This is a genomic window from Kitasatospora sp. NPDC089509, assembly GCF_044749365.1.
Classification (GTDB): domain Bacteria; phylum Actinomycetota; class Actinomycetes; order Streptomycetales; family Streptomycetaceae; genus Kitasatospora.
The window spans coordinates 594,314-608,852 of the sequence record NZ_JBIVHS010000001.1 but is presented as its reverse complement, the minus strand read 5'-3'; the positions used below and the strand labels follow the sequence as shown (position 1 = coordinate 608,852).

Here is a 14,539-nt window from a genome sequence, read left to right as displayed (position 1 = left end):
TGCCTCATCCCTTCAACGCCCCGCCGAGCAGGCCGGCCACGAACTGCCGCTGGAAGACCAGGAAGAGCACCATCAGCGGGAGGGTGGCCAGGAAGGAGCCCAGCATCAGGCCGGAGTAGTCGACGTGGGTCAGCCCGGTCAGCGTGTTGAGCGCGACCGGCACGGTGTACTTGTCCTGGGTGTTGAGCATCAGCAGCGGCCAGATGAAGCTGTTCCACTGGCCCATGAAGGTGAAGATGACGAGCGCCCCCAACTGCGGCCGCACGCAGGGCAGGACGACCTGGTAGAAGGTGCGCAGCTCGCCGGAGCCGTCGATCCGGGCGGACTCCAGCAGTTCGTCGGGGAAGTCCAGGAAGCTCTGGCGCATCAGCAGGATGCCGAAGGAGTTGGCGAGGAAGGGCAGGATCACCGCCTGGTAGCTGTCGATCCAGCCGAGGCTGGCCATCATCTGGAACAGCGGGACCAGCAGCACCTGGAGCGGGATCATCATGGTGGCGAGCACCAGGCCGAGCAGCAGGCCCCGGCCGCGGAAGCGGTACTTGGCCAGCCCGTAGCCGCACATCGCGGACAGCAGCGAGCTGAGCAGGGTGTGCACGACGGCGATGCCGAGGCTGTTGAGCAGCACCCGGCCGAAGCCGATGCTCTGCTGGAGGTGGACCAGGTTGCGCAGCAGGTCGCCGCCGGGCAGGAACGGCGGTGGGGAGTGGAAGAGTTCGGAGCTGCTGTGGGTGGCGGCGATCAGCATCCAGGCGAAGGGCAGCAGGCTGAGGACGGCGCCGAGGGCGAGCAGGGCGAGGACGGCGGTGCGGGCCAGGAGCCTTCCCCGGGGCGGAGTTCGGACCGTCGGCGCGGTGGGCGTGCGGCCGGTCGTCCCGGTGGGCTTTCGGCCGGTGGTCGCGACGGGCGTCCGGCCAGTCGTCTCGGTCCCCGTCATCGGCGGCGTTCCCTTCCGTAGAGTCGGAACTGGAGCAGTGAGACCGCCGCGATGATCAGCACCACCACCCAGGCGATGGCGGCCGCGTAGCCGAAGTCCAGCTGCTGGAAGCCGACCTTGTACAGGTAGACCACCGGGGTGAGGGTGGCGTCGCCGGGTCCGCCCCTGGTCAACACGTAGTTCTCGTCGAAGAGTTGGAGGGTGCCGATGGTGGAGGTGATGACGCAGAACAGCACCACCGGGCGCAGTTGCGGCAGCACCACCCCGGTGTAGGTGCGCACGGTGCCGGCGCCGTCCAGGGCGGCGGCCTCGTACTGGTCGCGGCCGATCGCCTGGAGGCCGGCCAGCAGGATCACGGCGTTGTAGCCGGTCCACCGCCAGGTGACCGAGCCGATCAGCGAGATGCGTGCCCAGGTGGGCGAGTTGAGCCAGTCCACCGGGCCGAGGCCGAGCGCCTGGAGGAACTGGTTGGCCAGGCCGCCGTCGGTGCGCAGCAGCACCTGGAAGACCACCGCGTAGGCGACCAGGGTGGTGATCGCGGGCAGGAAGAAGACCGCCCGCCAGCCGGCCCGGAAGCGCAGCCAGGACTGGTTGAGCAGGACGGCGAGCACCAGGGCGAGGCCGATCATGACCGGCACCTGGACGGCGAGGATCAGCCCGGTGTTGACCAGGGAGTGCAGGAAGGCCGGGTCGTCGAGCATCCGGCGGTACTGGTCCAGGCCGACGAAGACGTCCACGCCGTCCCGGCGGGCGGTGAGGCTCTGGTAGAGGCTGGCGCCGAGGGGGTAGGCGAAGAAGAGGGCGAACAGGGCGGCGACGGGGCCGGCGAACAGCCAGGCGGCGGTGTGCGGGGAGCGGCGTCTGCGGGCCCGGGCGGTTCGGGGGGCGGGCTTGCGCAGGGCGGCCGGGACGCTGCTGGTCATGGCGCCCGCTCCTAGGAGACCGGCTGGCGGCCGGTCGCGGTGGCAATCTGGCGGGCGGCGGAGCGCAGGACGGTGCCCGGGTCGGCGCCGTTGTGCAGCACCTGGTTGACGGCGGTGGTGACGATGTCGCCCGCCTTGGAGTCGTCGGCGGTGTGCTCGACGGTGGGGATGCCGCGGGCGAGGTCGGCGAACAGCTTCATGGCGGGCTGGCCGCCGTAGTAGGGGGAGGGCTGCTGGAAGTACGGGTCGTCCAGGGCGGGCAGGTAGGCCGGGAAGAGGCCTTCGTGCTGCATCATCGAGACCTGGTTGGCCTTGTCGGCGAGCAGGAAGTCCAGGAACGCCCAGGCGGTTTCGGGGTTCCGGCTCTGGGCGGTGACGCACAGGACGGAGCCGCCGCTGTTGGAGGTGCGGGCGCCGCCGGGGGTGAAGGCGGGCAGCGGGACGACGCCGAACTTGCCGGAGAGGTCGGCCAGGTCGGAGCCGAGGGTGCCGTCCCACCAGGCGGCGGTGGGAGTGGTGGCGGCCTTGCCGTCGTGGGTGCCGGAGACCAGGCCGTCCCAGCCGTCCTCGAAGTCCACCAGGCCGCGGTCGACCAGTTGCTTCATCAGGGTGAGCGCGCGCTCGGCGGCGGGGGTGGCGACGGCCACCTTGCCGTCGGTGAACCAGCTCTGGCCCTGCTGTTGGAGCAGTTGGGCGAAGAGGGTGTCCTTCTTGGAGTCCATGATGAGCAGCTTCTTGCCGGTGGCGTTCCTGAGGGTGGTGCCGGCGGTGAGGTAGTCGTCCCAGGTGGTGAGGGTCGCGGGGTCGATGCCGGCCTGCTGGAAGTGGTCCCGGCGGTAGAACAGGGCGCACGGTCCGCTGTCCCAGGGCAGCGCGAGGACCCGGCCCTTGGCGTCCGTCACGGTGCGCCAAGTGGCCTCGGCGAACTGCGACTTGAGGCCCTGGGCGCGGCTGGTGAGGTCGACCAGGCCGGTCGGGAAGTTGCCGATGTAGCTGGGGATCCGGCCGCCCTCGACGGTGAGGACGTCGGGCAGTCCGCTGCCGGCGCCGAGTCCGACGGTGATCTTGTCGTAGGCGTTGTCGTAGCCGATGTCGACCACCTCGACGGTGGTTCCGGGGTGTGCCTGCTCGAAGGTCCTGCCGAGCCGCTGCATGGCCTTGGCGGCCACGTCCCAGGACCAGATGGTGACCTTCCCGGTGAGGGTGGCGCTCGGGCCGCTGCCGCCGAGCTGCTTGGCCGCCGGTCCGCCGGCCCCGCCGGTGGCGCAGCCGGTGGCACCGGTCAACAGCAGTGCGCCGCCCGCGAGTCCGGCGCCGAGGAGGCGGCGGCGGTCCAGCGGTGGGGCGGATCCGCGCCGCTCGCGGGCTGGTGGGGGGAGTTCTTCGGGCCGGGTTCGTGCGGACATCTTGCCTCCCGACGGGTGAATGCCGAATGCTGTATACAGAACTCAGCATGCACAGTGCCGTCAAGGCTTCCGACCGAAATCGCGGAAGGTGACAGGATGCCCGCACGCGTTCCCCGAACCCACCCGTACATCCCCAACTCCGCCCCCGACGCCCGCAGTTCGATGCTGGCGGCGATCGGCGCGCAGGACGTCGGGGAGTTCTACGCCGACATCCCCGCCGAACTCCGGCTCGACCGCCCGCTGCGACTGCCCGCGCCGTTCACCTCCGAGGCCCGGCTGACGGCCCACCTGGAGGAGCTGCTGTCCCGCAACACCGCGGTGCCGCCCGGGCGTTCGTTCCTCGGCGCGGGCTGCTACCGGCACCACGTACCCGCCGTGGTCGACGAGATCGTCAACCGCAGCGAGTTCCTCACCGCCTACGCCGGGGAGCCCTACGAGGACCACGGCCGCTTCCAGGCGCTCTGGGAGTACCAGTCGCTGATGGCCGAACTGCTGGCCGTCGACGTGGTCAACGTGCCGACGTACGACGGCTTCCAGGCGGCGGCCACCGCCCTGCGGATGGCCGGCCGGGCGACCGGACGGCCACGGCTGCTGCTGGTCGGCGACATCGACCCGGACCGGCTCTCCCGGATCCACGACTACGTGCGGGGCGTGCACCGGGTCGAACCGGTCGCCGCCGAACCGGCCGCCGTCCGGGCCGCGCTCGCCGGCGGGGACGTCGCCGCCGTGTACGCCCAGCTGACCGACTTCACCGGCCGGGTCGACCCCGCCCTGCCCGATTACGTTGAACTCGCCCGCATGGCAGGCGCGTTGTCCGTCGTCCAGGTCAACCCGCTGAGCCTCGGCGTGCTCGCCCCGCCCGCCTCCTTCGGCGCCGACCTCACCTGCGGCGAGCTCCAGCCGCTCGGCATCCACCCCAGCTTCGGCGGCGGCAACGCGGGCTTCATCGGCTCCGCGGACGAACCGCACCTGGTCGCCGAGTACCCGAGCCGACTGTTCGGCCTCACCCCGACCGAAGTGCCCGGCGAGTACGGCTTCGGCGACGTGGCGTACGAGCGCACCTCCTTCGCGCTGCGCGAGGAGGGCAAGGAGTGGGTCGGCACCGCCGCCGCCCTGCACGGCATCGCCGCCGGGGTCTACCTCGCCCTGATGGGCCCGCACGGCATGCGCGAGATCGGCGAGACCGTCCTCGCCAACACCGCCTACGCCCGGCAGCGCCTCGCCCGGGTGCCCGGGATCGAACTCGCCGAGCCCGAGGCGGTGCACTTCGCCGACTTCACCCTGCGCTACCGCGACGGGCACACCGCCGCCGAGGTCTCCGCCGCCCTGCTCGCCCGCGGCCTGCACGGCGGCACCCCGGCCGGCCCGCACGAGGGCCGGTACTGCGTCACCGAGCTGCACACCCAGGCCGACCTCGACCACCTCGCCGACGCGCTTGAGGAGATCATGAAGTGACGGACCGTCAGGCCACCTCCACGGAAACCGATCCGCGGATCGCCCCCAAGCCCGCACTGCGCCGCTTCCAGCAGGCCCGCTGGGACGAGAAGCTCGTCTTCGAGCTGGGCTCCCCCGGCGAACGCGGCGTCCTGCCGCCGCTGCCCGAGCCCGGCGTCACCGCCGCCGTCGGCGCCCCGGCCGACCGGCTGCCCGCCGCGCTGCGCCGCGCCACCCCGCCCGCGCTGCCCGAACTCGGCCAGCAGCAGGTGCTCCGGCACTACCTGCGGCTCTCCCAGGAGAACCTGGGCGCCGACCTCAACGTGGACGTCGGCCAGGGCACCTGCACCATGAAGTACAGCCCCAAGGTCAACGACACCTTCGTCCGCGACCCCCGGATCGCCGCCCTGCACCCCGCCCAGGACCCCTCCACCGTCCAAGGGGTCCTCGAACTCGCCCACCGCCTGGAGCAGTTGCTCAAGGAGATCTCCGGCATGGACCGGGTCAGCCTGCAGCCGGGCGCCGGCAGTGCCGCAATCTGGACCAACGTCTCGGTGATCCGCGCCCACCACGCCGCCCGCGGCGAAGGCGAGCAGCGCGACGAGATCATCACCACCGCCTTCTCCCACCCCTCCAACGCGGCCTGCGCCAAGACCGCCGGCTTCAAGGTGATCACCCTCCACCCGGACTCCGAGGGCTACCCCGACATCGAGGCGCTGCGGGCCGCCGTCGGCCCGCGCACCGCCGCGCTGCTCATCACCAACCCCGAGGACACCGGCATCTACAACCCGCGGATCGCCGAGTTCGTCCGGATCGTGCACGAGGCCGGCGGCCTGTGCGCCTACGATCAGGCCAACGCCAACGGCATCCTGGGCATCACCCGGGCCCGCGAGGCCGGCTTCGACCTGTGCCACTTCAACCTGCACAAGACCTTCTCCACCCCGCACGCCTGCGGCGGCCCGGCGGCCGGCGCCTGCGCCGTCACCGCCGAACTGGCGCCCCATCTGCCCGTCCCCACCGTCGAGTTCGACGGCGAGCGGTACCGGCTGGAGTACGACCGGCCGGAGTCGATCGGCAAGATCCGCCCGTACCTGGGCGTCGTCCCCAACCTGGTGCGCGCCTACGCCTGGATCATGTCGCTGGGCGCCGAAGGCCTGCGCGAGGTCGCCGAGACCGCGGTGCTCAACAACAACTACCTGCTGCACCGGGTGCGGCAGATCCGCGGCGTCTCCGTCCCGTACGCCAAGGGGCGGCCGCGGGTCGAGCAGGTCCGCTACAGCTGGCAGCAGCTCAACGAGGACACCGGCCTGCACAGCGAGGACCTCGGCTACCGCGCCGCCGACTTCGGCACCCACTACTGGACCAGCCACCACCCGTACGTCGTCCCCGAGCCGATGACCCTGGAGCCCACCGAGTCCTACTCCCGCGCCGACCTCGACGAGTACGCGGCGATCCTCGCCGAGGTCTCCCGCGAGGCGTACGAGGACCCGGAGACGGTGCGCACCGCCCCGCACCGCTCCACCGTGCACCGGATCCGGCCCGAGCCGCTGGACGACCCGGCGGTCTGGTCGGTCAGTTGGCGCGCCTACCGCCGCAAGGTGCTCGGCCTCGGCGACCGGCCGTGACCGGATCGCCGATCGGGCTGGTGGTCAACCCGGTCGCCGGGCTCGGCGGCCGGGTCGGCCTCAAGGGCAGCGACGGCGACGACGTCCAGCGCCGGGCGCTGGCCCTCGGAGCCGTCCCCGAAGCCCTGTGCCGGGCGACTCTGACGCTCCGTCAGCTCGGCGGCGCCGAACTGCTCACCGTGGCGGGCCCGATGGGGGAGGACGCGGCACGGGCGGCCGGTCTGCCCGCACGCGTGGTCCACCGGCCCGCCGGTGCGGCCACCACCGCAGCCGACACCCGGGCCGCGGTGCGCGCCCTGGTCGCGGCCGGCGCCGGACTGCTGCTGTTCTGCGGCGGGGACGGCACCGCCCGGGACGTCCTGGACGCGCTCGGACCGAGCCCCGGGGTGCCGGTCCTCGGCATCCCCGCCGGGGTCAAGATGCACTCCGCCGTCTTCGCCCTCCACCCCCGCGCCGCCGCCGAGGTGGCCAACGCCTGGGCGTGCGGCGCCGTCCGGCTGGACAGCGCGGAGGTGGTGGACCGGGACGAGACCGCGCTGCGGGCCGGCCTGGTCTCGGCCCGGCTCTACGGCCGGCTCACCGTCCCGGTGCTGCCCGCCCGCGTCCAGCAGCGCAAGACCGGCAGCGGCGGCCCCGGCGCGTCCACCGTCGCCGGGATCGCCGCCGGACTCGCCGCCCGGGTCGACGGCGACGGACTGCTGCTGCTCGGCCCCGGCAGCACCACCCACGCCGTCGCCACCGCGCTCGGCGCCACCGGGACCAGCCTGACCGGCGTCGACCTGCTCCGCCTGCGGCCCGGCCGGCCCCCGCTGATCCAGCTCCGGGACGCCCGCGCCGACCAGCTGGGCGGCCTGCCCAGCACCCCCTGGATCGTCCTCTCCCCCATCGGCGGCCAGGGCTTCCTGCTCGGCCGCGGCAACCAGCAGCTCACCCCCGCCCTGCTGCGCACGGTCGGCCGGGACCGGCTGCTGGTCCTCGCCACCGAGGCCAAACTCGCCGCCCTGGCCGGCCGCCCGCTGCTGCTGGACACCGGCGACCCGGAGCTGGACGATGCCCTCTCCGGCCACGTCCGGGTGATCACCGGCCACCGCTCCAGCGCCGTCTACCGCCTGACGTCCTGACCGTCCGACGTTCTGAACGCCCGTCCGCCCGCCCGTCCTGAGCGTCCGCACCCTTCGCAGATTCGCAGATTCACAGATTCGCATTCGCAGAGGAGCTCCCCCATGATCGACCTCCACGGCAAGCGCGCGATCGTCACCGGCGCCGCCTCCGGCATCGGCCGGGCCACCGCCGCCCTGCTCGGCGAACTCGGCGCCACCGTCGTGCTCGCCGACGTCGACGCCGAACGCGGCGAACAGGCGGCGAAGGAGATCGGCGGCACCTTCGTCCGCTGCGACGTCTCCCGGCGCGCCGACTGCGAGCAGCTCGTCCGCACCGCCGTCGGCCAACACGGCGGCGTGGACGTGCTGTTCAACAACGCGGGCATCATCCGCCGGTCCACCGTCTGCGACATCACCGACGAGGACTGGGACCTGGTGATGGCCGTCAACGTGCGCTCGATCATGCTGCTCAGCGGACTCGTCGTCCCGCTGATGGCCGCGAACGGCGGCGGCAGCATCATCAACACCGGCTCCGGCTGGGGCATCAAGGGCGGCGGCCGGGCCATCTCCTACTGCGCCTCCAAGGGCGCCGTGGTCAACATGACCCGGGCGATGGCCATCGACCACGGCCCGGACAACATCCGGGTCAACTGCGTCTGCCCCGGCGACACCGACACCGGCATGCTCGCCGAGGAGGCCCGCCAACTCGGCGAGAGCGCCGACGCGTTCTACGCCGACGCGGCCGACCGCCCGCTCGGCCGGATCGGCCAACCCACGGACATCGCCCGCACCGTCGCCTTCCTTGCCAGCGACGCCGCCTCCTTCGTCAGCGGCGCCGTCATCGCGGTGGACGGCGCCGGAACCGCCTGACCGGCCGAACCGTCCGGCCTCACGAGAGGCCGGACCGCGGCCGGTACCCTACGGGACGAACGAGGAAGGGAAAGCCCGATGGCGATCGAGCGGCGGCCGCTGCGCGAGCAGGTGAAGGACGAACTGCTGGAGCAGCTCGGCCGCGGCCGGTTCACCCCCGGCGAGTCCATCAACGAGGTCCACCTCGCCGAGGAACTCGGCGTCAGCCGCACCCCGCTGCGCGAGGCCCTGATCAGCCTGGAACGCGAGGGCATCATCACCAGCGAACGCGGCAAGGGCTTCCGCTTCGCACCCACCGGCAAACAGGAGTTCCTCGACCTCACGGCCATCGTGATCGCCCTGGAGTCGCTCGCCCTGCGCACCTCCGACCCCGCCCACCTCTCCGCGATCGCCCCCCGCCTGCTCGCCGAGGCCCGCGCCTTCTCCGCCCCGCAGGCCCCGCACGGCACCATCGAGCGCCACGACGACGCCTGGCACGCCCTGCTGCTCTCCGGCTGCGCCAACACCCGCCTGCGCGAGATGATCGAGTCGCTGAAGCTCACCCTGCACCGCTACGAACGCGTGGTGGTCGGCGACCACGAGATCCTCGAACGCGCCGCCGAGGAACACGAACGGATCGCCCAGTGCCTGCTCGACGGCGACGTCGACCGGGCCGTCATCGCCCTGGAGGCCAACTGGACCAGCGGCATGGAACGCATCCTGGAACGCCTCCCCCCGGTCGGCGCCCGCTGAGCCCTTTCTCAGGCCAGGACTTCGGCCTCCCCCGGGGTGAGCCAGTGCAGCCGGTCGGCCAGCCCGGCGGCCTGGAAGTGGGCGGTGGTCTCCGCCCGGCCCTCGGTGAAGTGCTCCCAGGAGGTGTAGTGGACCGGGACCACCCGGCGGGCGTCGAGTGAGGCGGTCAGGGCCGCCGCCTGGGCAGCGTCCATGGTGATCAGCCCGCCGCCGCCGAAGGCCTCGATCCGGGCGGCGCCGAGGTGGAGCAGGGCCGTGCCGATGGTGAACCGCCGTCCGATCTCGTCGAGTTCGGGGATGTGCACGGTGTCACCGGAGACGTAGAGGGCCTCCTCCTCGCCGGGCACCTCGACCACGAAGCCGGTGACGTCGCCGACCGGGCCGTGCTCGCCTGGCGTGCCGGTGATCCGCAGGCTGCGGCCGTCCACGGTCAGGGTGCGGGTCTGCCAGGGCGCCAGGCCGAACGCGCCGCCGCCGAGCCGGGCCGCGCCGCTGACCGTGGTCAGCACCGGGCGGTCGGCGAGCAGGGTGCGGCCGGTCGCGTCGAGGTTGTCGGGGTGCTCGTCATGGCTGAGCAACACCGCGTCCACGGGCGGGAGTTCGTCGGCGGCCAGGGCGGGTCCGGTGGTGCTGCGCAGCACCACCGGGTCGTGCCGGTACTCGGCGGGGGCCGGGTCGAAGACCGGGTCGGTGAGCAGCCGCAGGCCGCCGATCTCCAACAGGACGGTCGCGGTGCCGATGTGGGTGGCCGTGATCTTCATGGCTCTCCTCGGTTCTTCGTGCTTCTTCTTGCAGGGGTTCAAGGGGTGGTGACGCGGAACCGGCGGCGGTACTCGCCCGGGGTGGCGCCGAGGTGCTCGCGGAACACCCGGTGCAGGGTCTCCACCGAGCCGAAGCCGCAGGCCCGGGCGACGCCGGGCAGCGGGTGGTCGGTGCGTTCCAGCAGCCGGCGGGCCGCCTCCAGCCGCAGTTCCGCCACGAACGCCCCGGGCGTGGTGCCGGTCTCGGACCGGAACACCCGGGCGAAGTGCCGCTCGCTCATGGCGAGTCGGGACGCGAGCACGGGCACCGACAGGTCGGCGTCCAGGTGTTCGCCCATCCAGCGGCGCAGGCTGCGCAGGTCGGCCCGGCCGCCGGCCTGGTGGGCCAGGGGAACGCTGAACTGACTCTGTCCGCCCGGGCGTTGGAGGTACATGACCATGATCCGGGCGATCTCCAGGGCGAGGTCGTCGCCGTGGTCCTCGGCCACCAGGGCCAGGGTGAGGTCCAGTGCGGTGGACAGGCCCGCACTGGTCCACATCCGCCCGGAGCGGATGAACACCGGGTCGGGATCCACCTCGACGGCCGGGTGGTCGGCGGCCAGCCGGTCGGCGGTCGCCCAGTGGGTGGTCGCCCGGTGCCCGTCCAGCAGTCCGGCGGCCGCGGTCACGTGCGCGCCCGCGCACACCGAGGCGACCCGGCCCGCCCGGGGCCCCACCTCCCGCAGCCAGGCCACCACCGCCGGATCCACCTGCGGCACCGGCCCGTGCGGGCCCAGCTCCACCCGGCCGGGCACCAGCACGGTGTCCGGCCGCACCCGCGCCTCGGCCAGCGTCCGCTCGACCAGCAGCGGCACCCCGGAGAAGGTCTCCACCGGCCCGCCGCGCTCGGCGCACAGCCGCACCTCGTACCCGGGCCGCTCCGGCCCCAGCAGCCGGTCCGCGAGCGCCAGGATCTCGGCGGGCCCGGCCACGTCCAGCGCGTTGACCCCGGGGAAGACCGGGATCACCACCAGATGCGGGAGGCGGGGTGCGTCGTTCATCGCTCCACCGTCGTTCATGGCTCCACCGTCGTTCATGGCTCCACCCTCGCCCGGGGGTGACCATGGCGGCAATGACCGGAATCTGCAGGATTCCGCCATCGGGCCACCTGGCCACCTGCCCCCCGTCCGCCCTACGCCGATGGTCCGAGCGCCCCCACGACCTGCGCCCGATTGCCCCTCCCCCGGCCCGGCGCAGCAGGATGGGCCGCATGTGGGCCAAGTGGATCGACTGCCAAGTACGACCGGACGCACGCGCGGCGTTCGCCGCCGGACAGCGCCGCTGGTCGGCCATGGCGGACCAGCCGGGGCTGATCGGCCAGCTGGGCGGCTGGTCGCGAACCGGCGACCGGGCCCTGCTGCTCGCCCTCTGGACGGACGAGACCGCCTACCGCCGCTTCATGCGCGAGCGCCACGACGAGATCGCCACCGGGGCCGCCCAGCAGGGCAGTTGGGAGGCGATCCGGATCGCCAGTGGCCCGGTCGCCCTCACCATGCCCGGCTCGGCCCCGTCCGTCCCCGAGGTCCCGCTTGTCCCCGAGGCGCCGTCCCTCCCCGAGGCCCTGCGCCGGGCCGCCCTGCTCCGCGTCGCCGACTGCGAGCTGCACCCGGGCCGCACCGAACACTTCCTCACCGTCCAACACGAGCTCTGGGCCCCCGGCATGGCCGCGGCCGGTGGCCTGCTCACCGGCGCCGTCACCCGCCTCTCCCCCACCCGCCACCTGGTCACCACCCTCTGGACCACCCCCGAGGCCCACGCCGCCTACGTCGCCGACGCCCTCCCCGCCCTGCTCGCCCGCGCGGACGTCCCGGCCGACGTCGCCGCGCTGACCGGGCACGCCGTGCCACTGGAGCCCGGCTGGCTGGTCCTGCCGTAGCGGCTCCGAACGGGAAACCCGCTGGATCCGCCCGGCGGGCGCCGGGTAGGGTCCGGGTCTCGATGACCGAGACCTGGGACACCATCGCCGACTGGTACGCCGAACTCCTGCGCACCGGCTCCCCGTTGAACGACTTCAACCGCGACACCCTGCTCGCCCACCTGCCCGACGAGCTGTCCGGCCACCAGGTCCTCGACCTCGGCTGCGGCGAGGGGATCATCACCCGCGCACTGGCCGCCCGCGGCGCCACCGCCCACGGCATCGACCCGTCCACCCGGCTGATCGAGCATGCCCGGACCGCCGGCACACCCGGGCCGGGCACCGTGTCCTACGCCGTCGACGACGGGTGCGTACTCGGCACGGTCGCCGACCACTCGGTCGACTGGGTGACCGCCGGACTCTCCCTCAACCACGTGCCCGACCTCGATGCCGCGCTCACCGCCGTCCGACGGGTGCTGACGCCCCGGGGCGCGCTGGTCCTCAGCGTCCCGCACCCCTGCTTCGAGGCGCCCCACGCCTCCTGGACCCGGCTCGCCGACGGCACCCATCGCCGGGTGGTCGGCGACTACCTCGCCGAGGGGTTCTGGCGCTCCGCCGACCCCCGGGCCGTCCGCCGGGCCGGCAATCGGCACCGGACGCTGTCCGGCTACCTGACCGCGCTGCTGCGGCACGGCTTCACCCCGGAGACCGTCGACGAGCCCGCACCGACCGCCCCGGTCATCGCCCACCAGCCCCGACGGGCCGGCCTGCCCCCGTTCCTGCTCATCCGCGCCCGCGCACCCCACGACTCCCCGGGCCCGGCGGGCTGAACCCCCGCGCCGGGCGTCCTCCTACCGCCGGACGGTGCCCAGCAGCGCGTCGACGGCCGCCCGGACCCGCTCGTCCGTCACGGCAGGGTCGGCCGGGTCGGCGGACGGGTCGCCCGCAGGCCCGGCCGCATCGAGTTTGCCGTCCAACTGGAGGAAGGCCAGCCCGTGGACCAGCGCCCACACCGCCGTGCCCATCGCCTCGCAGTCGGATCCGGGGAAGACGTCGTGGACGATCGCGGCGACGTACTCCCGCATCGCCTCGGTCGCGGCGGCCCGTTCCGCGTTCGCGGGGTCGCAGGGTTCGGCGAACATCACCCGGAACAGGGCCGGCCGCTCGACCGCGAAGCGGACGTAGGCGGCGGCGACGGCGGCCAGGTCCTCGGGCGCGCGGGGGGCGGGGTGGGCGGCGACGAGGCGCTCGCCGAGTTCGCGGCAGCCCTGGGCGGCGACGGCGGAGAGCAGCGCGTCGCGGTCGGCGAAGTGGCGGTAGGGGGCGGTCGCCGAGACGCCGGCCCGGCGGGCGACGGCGCGCAGCGACAGCGCCGCACTGCCGTCCTCCTCCAGCAGTTCGCGCGCGGCGCGCACACAGGCGGCGCGCAGGTCGCCGTGGTGGTACGTGCTGGCTTGCTGTGGCATCCGTCACCCTCCGCAATGTTTGCACTGCTCACATGCCCGACTTAATGTGAGCAGTGCAAACATTCTAGCCGAGGGTGAGGAGACCCCGATGGCCGACGACCTGTTCACGCCGCTGCGCCTGGCTTCCGGCGCGGTACTGCCCAACCGGATCGCCAAGGCTGCCATGGAGGAGAACCTCGCCGGGCCCGGCCAGCTCCCCGACGGGCGACTGCTCGCCCTCTACCGCAGCTGGTCCGCCGGCGGCAGCGGCCTGCTGATCACCGGCAACGTGATGGTCCACGCCGAGGCCCTCACCGGCCCCGGCGGCGTCGTGCTGGACTCCGCCGCGCCCCTGGCGCCGTTCGCCGCGTGGGCCGAGGCCGCCAAGTCCGGCGGCGCCGCGGTGTGGATGCAGATCAACCACCCCGGCCGCCAGGTGCCCTCCGGCCAGCCCGGCGTGGTCTGGGGCCCCACCGACCGCGGCGTCGACCTCGGCCGGCACAGCGGCCGCTTCGGCCGCCCCACCGCGATGACCCCCGACCAGATCGCCGCCACCGTCGAGCGCTTCGCCACCACCGCCCGCCGCGCCGCCGAGGCCGGCTTCGACGGCGTGGAGATCCACGCCGCCCACGGGTACCTGCTCTCGCAGTTCCTCTCCCCGCTGGTCAACACCCGCACCGACGCCTGGGGCGGCCCGCTGGAGCACCGCGCCCGGCTGCTGCTCGACGTGGTCCGCGCCGTGCGCGCCGCCGTCCCGCCGCACTTCGCCGTCGCCGTCAAACTCAACTCGGCCGACTTCCAGCGCGGCGGTTTCGACCTCGACGACGCGCGCGAGGTCATCGCCATGCTCGCCCCGCTCGGCGTCGACCTGGTCGAACTCTCCGGCGGCAGCTACGAGAGCCCCGCGATGACCGGCCGCCCCGCCGACGAGCGCACCAGCGCCCGCGAGGCGTACTTCCTCGACCTGGCCACCGAACTGGTCCGCACCAGCCCGCTCCCGCTGATGCTCACCGGCGGCATCACCCGGCGTGCGACCGCCGAACAGGCCCTCGCCGACGGGGTCGCCGTGATCGGCATGGGCACCGCCCTCGCCGTCACCCCCGACCTGCCGCACCGCTGGGCCGCCCGCACCGAGGCCGACCGCGCCCTGCGCCCGGTCACCTGGTCCGACAAGGCGCTGGCCTCCGCCGCGAGCATGGCCCTGGTCCGCCACCAGCTGCGCCGCCTCGCCGCCGGCCGCACCCCCACCCCGAACACCCGCCCGGCGGTGGCCCTGCTCACCGAACAGCTCCAGCAGCGCAAGGCCCTGCGCGACTACCGCGGCTGGCTGGCCGCCCGCCGGCCCGCTGCGCGCTGACCGCCCCCGCGGCCCGCACGGACGTCGCTCTTCATGAGTTCACTATAGCGGCTACAAA

The 14,539-nt window shown here is 73.5% G+C and carries 14 protein-coding genes; 8 read left to right on the top strand and 6 right to left on the bottom strand.

Going from position 1 to position 14,539, the window contains the following annotated elements:
* Positions 1–4: 4 nt before the first annotated feature.
* From ACIP4P_RS02305 to ACIP4P_RS02295, 3 genes are read right to left on the bottom strand one after another with little or no spacing between them, the layout of a single operon-like run.
* Positions 5–934 (bottom strand): carbohydrate ABC transporter permease, encoded by a 930-nt coding sequence (locus ACIP4P_RS02305; RefSeq protein ID WP_400913851.1) that lies wholly within the window; start codon positions 932–934, stop codon positions 5–7.
* The gene (locus ACIP4P_RS02300) at positions 931–1,857 is read right to left on the bottom strand and encodes a carbohydrate ABC transporter permease (protein ID WP_400913849.1); all 927 of its coding nucleotides are present in this window, start codon (positions 1,855–1,857) and stop codon (positions 931–933) included. Before ACIP4P_RS02300 ends, ACIP4P_RS02305 begins: the two co-directional genes overlap by 4 nt.
* Positions 1,858–1,868: 11 nt before the next feature.
* On the bottom strand, positions 1,869–3,263 hold the full coding sequence (locus ACIP4P_RS02295) for an ABC transporter substrate-binding protein (RefSeq protein WP_400913846.1): 1,395 nt from the start codon (positions 3,261–3,263) through the stop codon (positions 1,869–1,871).
* A 96-nt stretch (positions 3,264–3,359) separates the two neighbouring features.
* On the opposite strand from ACIP4P_RS02295, the gene gcvPA reads away from it, so the two are divergent.
* From gcvPA to ACIP4P_RS02270, 5 genes are all read left to right on the top strand, one after another.
* Complete coding sequence (gene gcvPA, locus ACIP4P_RS02290; RefSeq protein WP_400913844.1) at positions 3,360–4,718, top strand: aminomethyl-transferring glycine dehydrogenase subunit GcvPA; 1,359 nt, start codon at positions 3,360–3,362, stop codon at positions 4,716–4,718.
* Positions 4,715–6,322, top strand: a complete 1,608-nt coding sequence (gcvPB, locus tag ACIP4P_RS02285; protein ID WP_400913841.1) for an aminomethyl-transferring glycine dehydrogenase subunit GcvPB — start codon at positions 4,715–4,717, stop codon at positions 6,320–6,322. The genes gcvPA and gcvPB overlap by 4 nt, the downstream gene beginning before the upstream one ends.
* Positions 6,319–7,443: an ATP-NAD kinase family protein gene (locus ACIP4P_RS02280; RefSeq protein WP_400913839.1), complete on the top strand. Its 1,125-nt coding sequence runs from the start codon at positions 6,319–6,321 to the stop codon at positions 7,441–7,443. The genes gcvPB and ACIP4P_RS02280 overlap by 4 nt, the downstream gene beginning before the upstream one ends.
* A 102-nt stretch (positions 7,444–7,545) precedes the next feature.
* Positions 7,546–8,292 (top strand): SDR family NAD(P)-dependent oxidoreductase, encoded by a 747-nt coding sequence (locus ACIP4P_RS02275; RefSeq protein ID WP_400913837.1) that lies wholly within the window; start codon positions 7,546–7,548, stop codon positions 8,290–8,292.
* Between the two features lie 78 nt (positions 8,293–8,370).
* Complete coding sequence (locus ACIP4P_RS02270; RefSeq protein ID WP_400913835.1) at positions 8,371–9,024, top strand: GntR family transcriptional regulator; 654 nt, start codon at positions 8,371–8,373, stop codon at positions 9,022–9,024.
* 8 nt (positions 9,025–9,032) lie between these two features.
* Here ACIP4P_RS02270 and ACIP4P_RS02265 read toward each other — a convergent pair whose 3' ends face one another.
* Both ACIP4P_RS02265 and ACIP4P_RS02260 read right to left on the bottom strand, forming a co-directional pair.
* Positions 9,033–9,785 carry an MBL fold metallo-hydrolase gene (locus ACIP4P_RS02265; protein WP_400913833.1) on the bottom strand — a complete coding sequence of 251 codons (753 nt, stop codon included), beginning with the start codon at positions 9,783–9,785 and terminating at the stop codon, positions 9,033–9,035.
* Positions 9,786–9,823: 38 nt separating this feature from the next.
* On the bottom strand, positions 9,824–10,825 hold the full coding sequence (locus tag ACIP4P_RS02260) for a GlxA family transcriptional regulator (protein WP_400913831.1): 1,002 nt from the start codon (positions 10,823–10,825) through the stop codon (positions 9,824–9,826).
* Positions 10,826–11,034: 209 nt separating this feature from the next.
* Between ACIP4P_RS02260 and ACIP4P_RS02255 the strand changes: the two genes are divergently transcribed.
* Complete coding sequence (locus ACIP4P_RS02255; RefSeq protein ID WP_400913828.1) at positions 11,035–11,700, top strand: DUF4937 domain-containing protein; 666 nt, start codon at positions 11,035–11,037, stop codon at positions 11,698–11,700.
* Positions 11,701–11,762: 62 nt separating this feature from the next.
* Complete coding sequence (locus tag ACIP4P_RS02250) at positions 11,763–12,509, top strand: class I SAM-dependent methyltransferase (protein WP_400913826.1); 747 nt, start codon at positions 11,763–11,765, stop codon at positions 12,507–12,509.
* A gap of 21 nt (positions 12,510–12,530) precedes the next feature.
* Here the strand turns inward: ACIP4P_RS02250 and ACIP4P_RS02245 are convergent, their stop codons facing one another.
* Positions 12,531–13,145 (bottom strand): TetR/AcrR family transcriptional regulator, encoded by a 615-nt coding sequence (locus tag ACIP4P_RS02245; protein WP_400913824.1) that lies wholly within the window; start codon positions 13,143–13,145, stop codon positions 12,531–12,533.
* 88 nt (positions 13,146–13,233) lie between these two features.
* Between ACIP4P_RS02245 and ACIP4P_RS02240 the strand changes: the two genes are divergently transcribed.
* On the top strand, positions 13,234–14,481 hold the full coding sequence (locus ACIP4P_RS02240; protein ID WP_400913822.1) for an NADH:flavin oxidoreductase/NADH oxidase family protein: 1,248 nt from the start codon (positions 13,234–13,236) through the stop codon (positions 14,479–14,481).
* The last annotated feature ends 58 nt before the right edge of the window (positions 14,482–14,539 follow it).

Excerpts from the sequence above, each read along its gene's own strand:
- ACIP4P_RS02305 (WP_400913851.1), bottom strand. The coding sequence starts at position 934 with ATGACGGGGACCGAGACGACTGGCCGGACGCCCGTCGCGACCACCGGC.
- ACIP4P_RS02300 (WP_400913849.1), bottom strand. The coding sequence starts at position 1,857 with ATGACCAGCAGCGTCCCGGCCGCCCTGCGCAAGCCCGCCCCCCGAACC.
- ACIP4P_RS02295 (WP_400913846.1), bottom strand. The coding sequence starts at position 3,263 with ATGTCCGCACGAACCCGGCCCGAAGAACTCCCCCCACCAGCCCGCGAG.
- gcvPA (WP_400913844.1), top strand. The coding sequence starts at position 3,360 with ATGCCCGCACGCGTTCCCCGAACCCACCCGTACATCCCCAACTCCGCC.
- ACIP4P_RS02275 (WP_400913837.1), top strand. The coding sequence starts at position 7,546 with ATGATCGACCTCCACGGCAAGCGCGCGATCGTCACCGGCGCCGCCTCC.
- ACIP4P_RS02270 (WP_400913835.1), top strand. The coding sequence starts at position 8,371 with ATGGCGATCGAGCGGCGGCCGCTGCGCGAGCAGGTGAAGGACGAACTG.
- ACIP4P_RS02265 (WP_400913833.1), bottom strand. The coding sequence starts at position 9,785 with ATGAAGATCACGGCCACCCACATCGGCACCGCGACCGTCCTGTTGGAG.
- ACIP4P_RS02260 (WP_400913831.1), bottom strand. The coding sequence starts at position 10,825 with ATGAACGACGCACCCCGCCTCCCGCATCTGGTGGTGATCCCGGTCTTC.
- ACIP4P_RS02255 (WP_400913828.1), top strand. The coding sequence starts at position 11,035 with ATGTGGGCCAAGTGGATCGACTGCCAAGTACGACCGGACGCACGCGCG.
- ACIP4P_RS02250 (WP_400913826.1), top strand. The coding sequence starts at position 11,763 with ATGACCGAGACCTGGGACACCATCGCCGACTGGTACGCCGAACTCCTG.
- ACIP4P_RS02245 (WP_400913824.1), bottom strand. The coding sequence starts at position 13,145 with ATGCCACAGCAAGCCAGCACGTACCACCACGGCGACCTGCGCGCCGCC.
- ACIP4P_RS02240 (WP_400913822.1), top strand. The coding sequence starts at position 13,234 with ATGGCCGACGACCTGTTCACGCCGCTGCGCCTGGCTTCCGGCGCGGTA.